This is a genomic window from Oryzihumus sp. (genome assembly GCF_054325275.1).
Map to the genome: position 1 here is coordinate 1 of NZ_JBTCWL010000106.1, position 8,645 is coordinate 8,645.

The window sequence follows — 8,645 nt, forward strand, 5'->3', positions numbered from 1 at the left end:
GGTCTCGAGCAGCTGGTCCCGGCCGGAGTTGACCACGGTCAGCGGCAGCAGGGTCTTGCCGGTGGGGCCGATCTCGATCTCGGTGCCCATCTGGGGGCAGACGCCGCAGTCGAAGCACGGGGTCCAGCGGCAGTCCTCGACCTCGGTCTCGTCGAGCGCGTCCTGCCAGTCCTCCCAGAGCCAGTCCTTGTCCAGGCCGGAGTCCAGGTGGTCCCAGGGCAGCACCTCGGCCTGGTCGCGCTCACGGGTGGTGAACCAGGCGACGTCGACCGGCTCGTCCGCGAGCGCCTCGGCGGCGCAGCGCATCCAGCGCTCGAAGGAGAAGTGCTCGCTCCAGCCGTCGAAGCGCCCGCCGTCACGCCAGACAGCCTCGATGACCTTGCCGACACGGCGGTCACCCCGGGAGAGCAGGCCTTCGACGATGCCCGGCTCGCCGTCGTGGTAACGGAAGCCGATCGAGGAGCCGTAGCGCTTGTCGGAGCGGATCGCCTCGCGCAGCTTGGTCAGGCGCGCGTCGGTCTCCTCGGCGCCGAGCTGGCCGCACCACTGGAACGGCGTGTGCGGCTTGGGCACGAACCCGCCGATCGAGACGGTGCAGCGGATGTCGCGCCGGCCGCTGACCCGGCGGCCGGTCTCGATGACCTTCTTGGCCAGCTCGGCGATCTGCAGCACGTCCTCGTCGGTCTCGGTCGGCAGGCCGCACATGAAGTACAGCTTCACCTGCCGCCACCCGGCGCCGTAGGCCGCGGCGACCGTGTTGATCAGGTCCTCCTCGGACACCATCTTGTTGATGACCTTGCGGATCCGCTCGGACCCACCCTCGGGCGCGAAGGTCAGTCCGGAGCGCCGGCCGTTGCGGGTCAGCTCGTTGGCCAGGTCGATGTTGAACGCGTCGACCCGGGTGGACGGCAGCGACAGCCCGGTCTGGGTGCCCTCGTAGCGGTCGGCCAGGCCCTTGGTCAGGTCCGCGATCTCGGAGTGGTCGGCGCTCGAGAGCGAGAGCAGGCCGACCTCCTCGAACCCCGTCGCCGCCAGCCCACGCTCGACCATCTCGCCGATGCCGGTGATGCTTCGCTCCCGCACGGGGCGCGTGATCATGCCGGCCTGGCAGAAGCGGCAGCCGCGGGTGCAGCCGCGGAAGATCTCCACGGACATGCGCTCGTGGACCGACTCGGCCAGCGGCACCAGCGGCTGCTTGGGGTAGGGCCACGCGTCGAGGTCCATGACCGTGTGCTTGGCGACCCGCCACGGCACGCCCGGCGCGGCGGGCGCGACGCGCTTGATCCGCCCGTCGGCCAGGTAGTCGACGTCGTAGAACGCCGGCACGTAGACGCCGCCGGTGCGCGCCAGGCGCAGCAGCAGCTCGGAGCGGCCGCCCGGGCGGCCCTGCGCCTTCCACGCCGTGACGATGTCGGTGATCTCCAGCACCGCCTGCTCGCCGTCGCCGATGACCGCCGCGTCGATGAAGTCGGCGATCGGCTCGGGGTTGAACGCCGCGTGGCCACCGGCGAGCACCACCGGGTCGTCGTCGCCGCGGTCGCGCGCGTGGAGCGGGATCCCGGCGAGGTCGAGCGCGGTGAGCATGTTGGTGTAGCCGAGCTCGGTGGAGAAGGACATGCCGAGCACGTCGAAGTCCCGCACGCTGCGGTGGCCGTCGACGGTGAACTGCGGCAGTCCCGCGGACCGCAGCTGGGCCTCCATGTCCGGCCACACGGCATACGTGCGCTCGGCGAGCGCGTCCGGGCGCTCGTTGAGGACTTCGTACAGGATCATGACGCCCTGGTTGGGCACGCCGACTTCGTAGGCGTCGGGGTACATCAGGGCCCACCGCGCGGTGAGCTCCTCCCCGCCGGGACCGAACCCTGCGCAGTTCCAGTCCTTGACGGTGGAGTTCAGCTCACCGCCGACGTACTGGATCGGCTTGCTCACCTGCTCCAGCAACGGCTCCAGGGCAGCAAAGAGGGACTCGCCAGGCATGGGCTCAAGGGTAACCCTCCCCGCACCGTGCCCTCGAACGCGCGGGCGGCTGCGCGTTCAGGTTCGCGGCGTACGGTGCGCGCGTGTCCTCCGCGTCAACCCCCACTCCCGGCCGCGGTCCGCTGCGGCGACTGGGCCTGCTCGCCGCAGCCGCCGTGGCCGTGGTGGCCACCGTGCTGGTCACCGCCGGGGCCACCGGGGACGCGCACCCGCCCGGGCTGCCGGGGTCGCCGGTGCGCGTGGTGGGCATCGGTGACTCGGTCACCGCCGGGACTGCGTGCAACTGCACCGACTTCGTCCGCTTGTATGCGCGGGGGCTCACCTCCCGGAGCACCCCGGCCACGGCCAGCAACCTCGGCGTGGGCGGGATGACCGCCTCCGGGCTGCTGGACGCCATCCGCCGCCCCGGCGCGATCCGGGACGGGGTCTCCCGCGCGGACGTCCTGCTCGTGACGATCGGGGCCAACGACCTCATGCCCGAGCTGCAGCGGTGGGCCACCGGCGGCTGCCCGCAGGCGTGCTGGGCGCCGCAGGTCAGCCGGGTCGGCGACACCGTGGCAGAGGTCGTGCGCACCGCCCGGGCCCTCCGGGGCGAGCCGGCCGAGCGGGTTCTGGTCACCGGCTACTGGAACGTCTTCGACGACGGCGACGAGGCCGCGGCGGCGAGGGGCACGGCATACCTGGCCTGGAGCGACGCCCTCAGCCGCGCCCTCAACGCGGCGCTGTGCGACGCCGCCCGGCGCAGCGGGGCGACCTGCGTGGACGTCTACTCCCCGTTCAAGGGCGACGGCACCCGCAACCCCACGCCCTTGCTGGCCTCGGACGGTGACCACCCCAACGCCGCAGGGCACCGGCTCATCGCCAGTGCCCTGCTCGCCGCGTCGGGCCGCTGATCGACGCGGGTCCTGGGGGTGGCCTACCCGGTCGCGTAGAGGTGCCGGGACAGCCAGTCGAGCGCCTGTGGCAGCTGGGCGCCCCACGTCGCGAAGTTGTGCCCTCCGGTGGCCTCGATCAGCGAGTCCACCTGCATCGGGGGCCGCGCCGCGGCCAGGAACGCCCGGGTCGCGGTGTAGCCCGTGACGGCCCCCCGCTCCTCCCGGGAGATGGTCAGCAGCAGCGACACCGGCGGCGCGGGCAGGTGCGTCACCCGCCACTGCAGGTCGTTCAGCTCGCGCGCCACCTCGGAGCCGCCCCACAGGTCCCCGGTGGTGCTGTCGTGCAGGGTCGCGAAGTAGCCCGACAGGGACACCGCGGACGTGAACACGTCGGAGTGGGTCATCGCCAGCTTGACCGCGCAGTAGCCGCCGGTGGAGTCGCCGACCGCTCCCCAACCGAGCGGTCGCACCCGCGCCAGCGTGCGGACCGCGGCCGGCACGTCCTGCGCCAGGTAGGTCAGCGCCTGCGGGCCGGCCGGGACGTCCGTGCACTCGGTGTCACGCGGCGGGGCGACGGTGGGCCGGAGCATCACCAGCACCATCGGCCGGGCCCGCCCCGCCTGCATCTCCTGCAGCAGCACCCCGGGGTAGTGGAGCCGGGCGACCAGTGCCTGCTCGTGGCCGGGGTAGCCCGTCATGACCTCCGCGGCCGGGAACGTGGTGTGGGCGTAGGCGGGCTGGAAGTACTGCGGCGGCAGGTAGACGATCGCCGGCTCCCGCAGGGCGGACCTCGGGCCGTCGAGCGTGACCGTCTCCAGCCGGCCGCGGGTGGCCCACTGCGCCGGGCTGGACCAGGTGCCGTCGACCCGGACCCCCGCGGTGGTGGCGGCCGGTGCCAGGGCCGGAGACGTCGCCGCGGCGTTCGCGGCCACCCCCGTGCGGCCGCCGGCAGCGGCACCGCCGACGCTGTGGACGACCCGTCCGTTGGTGCTCGACGCGCCGAACAGGTCGGACCACGAGGCGTAGAAGTAGCCCCAGTCGTTGACCCCGACCGCGAGCAGCAGCACGGCGCTCACCTGGCAGAGCATGATGCTGACCAGCCGCTGCACCGTCCGCACCGACCGGGGCCCGCGCCACCGTGACCACAGGGCCACGGTGGCGGCCGGCAGGCCCACGGCGAAGACGGCCAGCAGCACCAGCAGCGGCGCACCCAGCAGGGACATTGGGGATCCTCCTCGTGGCGGCCCCGGGGCGGGTCCGTCTCAGCACGCCGAGTGTGCTGTCCCTGACTGGGAGGATGCTGGATGTCGGCAGGGAAGGCGTGTCAGACCCGGTAGAGCTCGTCCAGGTCGGGGCGGAACCGGTCCTCCACCACGCGCCGGCGCAGCTTCATGCTCGGCGTCAGCTCGCCCTCCTCGATGGACAGGTCGCGCGGCAGGATGATGAAGTTCTTGATCGTCTCCCAGCGGTTGAGCCGGCTGTTGAGCTCGTCGACGTGCTCCTGCACCATCGCCCGGCACTCCGGGGAGGTCACCATCTCGCGGTACAGCTTGCCGGCCATGCCGTGCTCGACCCCCCACTCGGTGATGGCGTCGTAGTCGAGGGTGATCAGCGCGGTGACGAAGTGCCGGCCCTCGCCGTAGACCATGAACTGGCTGACGTAGGGGCAGATCCCCTTGAACATCGCCTCGATCGCCGACGGTGCGACGTTCTTGCCCTGCGAGGTCTTGAACAGGTCCTTCTTGCGGTCGGTGATCCGCAGGAAGCCGTGCTCGTCGATGCTGCCGATGTCACCGGTGTGCAGCCACCCGCCCATGTCGAGGGCCTCCTCGGTGGCCTCCGGCTGGTTGAGGTAGCCCTGCATGACGCCCGGCCCCTTGATGAGCACCTCGCCGTCGTCGGCGATGCAGACCTGGGTGCCCGGCACCGGCCAGCCGACGGTGCCGGGGATGTAGGAGCCGGGGCGGTTGACGAACGACGCGGCGCTGGTCTCGGACAGGCCGTAGCCCTCGAGCACGGGCATGCCCACGGCGTCGAACCAGCGGGCGATCTCGGGGTCGAGCGCCGCCGAGCCGGAGATGAAGAAGCGCACCCGACCCCCGAACCGGTCGCGGATCTTGTGCAGCACCAGCTTGTCGGCGATGGCGTGGCGGGCGGCGAGCATGCCGTGCGGCTTCTCGCCCCGCTGGCGCAGCTCGGCCACCTGCCGGCCCACGCCGATCGCCCAGCTGAACAGCCGGGCCTTCTCCCCGCCCTCGCCGGCGACCATCGTGGTGATCTTGCCGTAGGCCTTCTCGAAGATCCGTGGCGCGGCGCCCATGAACGTCGGCTGGACGTCGGGCATGTTCTCCACGATCCGGTTGACCCGGCCGTCGACCGCGGTGACGAAGCCGACCTGCAGCGGGAGGACCAGCAGCATCTTGCCGAAGACGTGCGCCAGCGGCAGCCACAGGTACTGCACGTCGTCCTCGTTCAGGATGCCCAGGGAGTCGATGCCGGCGACGGTGTAGGTCCACGAGTCGTGCGTCAGCCGGACACCCTTGGGCTTGCCGGTGGTGCCGGAGGTGTAGATGACCGTGGCGAGGTTCTGCGGCCGGATCTGCGCGATGCGCCGGTCGACCGCGTCCGGCTCGGCGGACAGCAGCCGCCGGCCCAGGGCCTCGAGGTCGGTCCAGGTCAGCACCCATCCGTCGTCGCCGTAGGCCTTGCCGTCGATGACGATGACGTGCTCGACCCAGGGCAGCTCGTCGCGGTGCTCGCGGAGCTTGACCACCTGGGTGACGTCCTCGGCGATGACGATGCGGCTCTGGGAGTCGCTGACGATGAAGGCGCTGTCGCGGGCCGCCGTCGTCGGGTAGAGGGTCGTGGTGGCGGCACCGGCGAGCATGACCGCCAGGTCGGCCAGCACCCACTCGATCCGTGTGGTCGAGGCGACGGCGACCCGGTCCTCGGGCTCGATCCCCAGCGCGATCAGCCCGGCGGCGAGCACGTCGGCCTTGGCCGAGACCGCCTCCCAGGTGATGGACTGCCACCGGTCGCCGTCGACGTAGCGGAACGCCTCCCCGTAGGGGCTGGCCTTGACCCGGTCCCGGAACAGGTGCGCAACCGTGGGCGCGCGGTCCTGGATGACGGCGTGGTTGACCTGCTCGTCCTGCACCGACGGTCTGCCCATGCGGTGGCACCTCCGGGGTGGTGTGACGCCTCCGTCCGGAGGCGGGTTCGACTGCTCCCGGCCCGGCGGGGCGACCGGACCGACCCCGGATCCTCCCAGCGTCTGCTCAGTGAGTAAAGACCCTGACAAAACTGGACAAGTCGGACATGCCGAACCGTGACCTGAGGTATGCCGTCCCGTCGTCTACGAGGGGACGATCGACGTGAGCACCTCCCGGCAGCGCTCCACGTCGCGGGCCATCTGCTCCAGGAGCTCCTCCACCGAGTCGAACCGCTCGGTCGGGCGCAGCCGCTCGACCAGCTCGACCCCCACCTGCTCGCCGTAGAGGTCGAGGTCGGTGCGGTCCAGGGCGTAGGCCTCGACCCGGCGCTGGTGCCCGTCGAAGGTGGGGTTGCTGCCGATCGAGACCGCCGCCGGCAGCACCCGGTCCGCGTCCTCCGCGGGCCGGTCCAGGCGCAGGAGCCACCCGGCATACACCCCGTCCGCGGGGACGAGCCCGCCCATCTCCTGCGACAGGTTGGCCGTGGGGTACCCCAGCTCGCGGCCCCGGTGGTCGCCGTGGACGACCGTGCCGCTGATCCGGTGCGGGCGGCCGAGGATCTCCGCGGCAGAGGCGACGTCGCCGGTGGCGACCAGCTCGCGGACCTGGCTGGAGGACCAGCGGGTGTCGCCGCCGAGGTCCTTGAGCACGACCACGTCGAAGCCGTGCTTGTCGCCCAGCGCCCGCAGCGTCGAGACGTCACCGGAGTTGCGCACGCCGAAGCGGGTGTCCTCCCCCACCACGACGGCGGTCGCGCCGAGCGCGTCGACGAAGACCTCCTCGACGTAGCGCTCGGGGGTCCACCCGGCCAGCTCGGCGGTGAACTCCTGCACCAGGACGGCGTCGAGGCCGGTGCCCTCGAGCAGGTCGAGGCGCAGCTCGAGCGGGGTGATCGTGCGCGGCGCCTGGTCGGGGCGCAGCACCGCGACCGGGTGCGGGTCGAAGGTGACCGCCACCGCCTGCGCGCCGCGCTCGCGCGCCTGCTCGATCACGGTGGCGAGGACCGCGCGGTGGCCGCGGTGCACGCCGTCGAAGTTGCCCAGCGTCACCACGCTCGGGCCAAAGCCCTCAGGGATCTGGGTCAGGTCGGTCCATCGCAGCACGCGGACACTCTACGGAACGGGGAACACCACGTGGGTGCGGGCCAGCATGCCCCGCTCGTCGAGCATCGCCACCAGTCGCCCGTCCGGCGCGAACGCCGCCACCGGGTCCTCCCGCAGCGGCTTGCGCGAGGGGATGCGCTGGCCGTGCCCGACCATGCGCGCCTCGTCCCCGGTCAGCTCCCGCACGTCGAAGGACGCCCGCGCGGCGTCCGCCAGGGACACCACCGGTATGCCGTCCGCCTCCGCCGCGGCCTCGAGCTCGGGCAGCGTGTGGGCCGCCGCGAGGTCGAACCGCCCGACACGGGTGCGGCGCAGCGCCGTGAGGTGGCCGCCGACGCCGAGCGCGGCGCCCAGGTCCCGAGCCAGCGCGCGGACGTAGGTGCCCGAGGACACCTCCACCTCGACGTCGAGGTCGAGCACCGGGTGCCCGTCGGCGCTGACGTGGCGCCGGTCGAGCACGTCGAAGCGGCTGACCTTGACCCGCCGCGCACGGAGGGCGACGTCCTCCCCTGCCCGCACCCGCGCATACGAGCGCTTGCCGTCGACCTTGATGGCGCTGACGGCGCTGGGCACCTGGTCGATCTCGCCGGTGAGCGCGGCGAGAGCCTTGTCGACCGCCTCGTCGGTGAGACCGGAGGCGTCGGCGGCGGCGGTCACCTCACCCTCGGCGTCGTCGGTGACGGTGTCCTGGCCGAGCCGGATGGTGGCCGTGTAGGTCTTGTCGCAGCCGACCAGGAAGGTCAGCAGCCTCGTGGCGCGCTCGACCCCGAGGACGAGCACGCCGGTGGCCATCGGGTCCAGCGTGCCGGCATGGCCGACCCGGCGGGTGCCGCACAGGCGACGCGCCCGTGCCACCACGTCGTGGCTGGTCCACCCGGCCGGCTTGTCGACGATCAGCAGGCCTTCGGGGCTCACGCGCGCCGGGCCTCCCGGTCGTCCTCGTCCAGGTCGTCGAGGTCGTCCTCGTCCTCCCGCGGCTTGCGGTAGGGGTCGGCCTCGCCCGCGGGGACCGCACCCGCAGCGGCGGCGGCCACGGCGGCGTCCCGCTCGCGGGCCTCCTTGAGCAGGTCCTCGAGGTGGGCGGCGTTCTCGGGGATCGCGTCGGCGAAGAACTCCAGCGTCGGGGTCAGCCGGATGCCGATCTGCTTGCCCACGAAGGAGCGCAGCTTGCCCTTGGCCGCCTCGAGCGCCTCCGCCGTCTCGGCACGCTCCTCGTCGGAGCCGAAGACCGTGTAGAACACCGACGCGTGCTGCAGGTCGTTGGTGACCCGCACGTCGGTGATCGTGATGAACCCCAGACGGGGGTCCTTGACGCGGTACTCGAGGTTCTCGGCGATCAGGACCTTGATGCGGTCAGCGATCTTGCGGGCGCGTGCCGGATCAGCCATGCGTCTTACCTTCCTACAAGTTGTCTGTGTTTTGCGAGCCGCGACCTTGGTCGCGGGGGGGGGGGGGGGGGGGGGGGGGGGGGGGGGGGG

At 72.4% G+C, this 8,645-nt stretch carries 7 protein-coding genes; 1 reads left to right on the forward strand and 6 read right to left on the reverse strand.

Features of this window, described 5'->3' with window-relative positions; genetic code table 11:
* On the reverse strand, positions 1-1,977 hold a 1,977-nt coding region (locus tag ACXVGS_RS18155), incomplete at its 3' end, for a TIGR03960 family B12-binding radical SAM protein (RefSeq protein WP_458537303.1).
* An 83-nt stretch (positions 1,978-2,060) separates the two neighbouring features.
* Between ACXVGS_RS18155 and ACXVGS_RS18160 the strand changes: the two genes are divergently transcribed.
* Entirely contained in the window at positions 2,061-2,870 is an 810-nt protein-coding gene (locus ACXVGS_RS18160) for an SGNH/GDSL hydrolase family protein (RefSeq protein WP_458529898.1), read from the forward strand.
* A gap of 23 nt (positions 2,871-2,893) precedes the next feature.
* Here ACXVGS_RS18160 and ACXVGS_RS18165 read toward each other — a convergent pair whose 3' ends face one another.
* From ACXVGS_RS18165 to rbfA, 5 genes are all read right to left on the reverse strand, one after another.
* Positions 2,894-4,075, reverse strand: a complete 1,182-nt coding sequence (locus tag ACXVGS_RS18165; RefSeq protein ID WP_458529899.1) for an alpha/beta hydrolase — start codon at positions 4,073-4,075, stop codon at positions 2,894-2,896.
* Positions 4,076-4,176: 101 nt separating this feature from the next.
* A complete protein-coding gene (locus ACXVGS_RS18170) occupies positions 4,177-6,024 on the reverse strand; it encodes an AMP-dependent synthetase/ligase (RefSeq protein ID WP_458529900.1) in 1,848 nt (615 codons plus the stop codon).
* A gap of 183 nt (positions 6,025-6,207) precedes the next feature.
* A complete protein-coding gene (locus ACXVGS_RS18175) occupies positions 6,208-7,167 on the reverse strand; it encodes a bifunctional riboflavin kinase/FAD synthetase (protein ID WP_458529901.1) in 960 nt (319 codons plus the stop codon).
* Between the two features lie 9 nt (positions 7,168-7,176).
* The gene (gene truB / locus ACXVGS_RS18180; protein WP_458537304.1) at positions 7,177-8,082 is read right to left on the reverse strand and encodes a tRNA pseudouridine(55) synthase TruB; all 906 of its coding nucleotides are present in this window, start codon (positions 8,080-8,082) and stop codon (positions 7,177-7,179) included.
* Positions 8,079-8,555, reverse strand: coding sequence for a 30S ribosome-binding factor RbfA (gene rbfA, locus ACXVGS_RS18185; protein ID WP_458529903.1), 477 nt, complete (start codon positions 8,553-8,555; stop codon positions 8,079-8,081). Before rbfA ends, truB begins: the two co-directional genes overlap by 4 nt.
* Between the last annotated feature and the right edge of the window lie 90 nt (positions 8,556-8,645).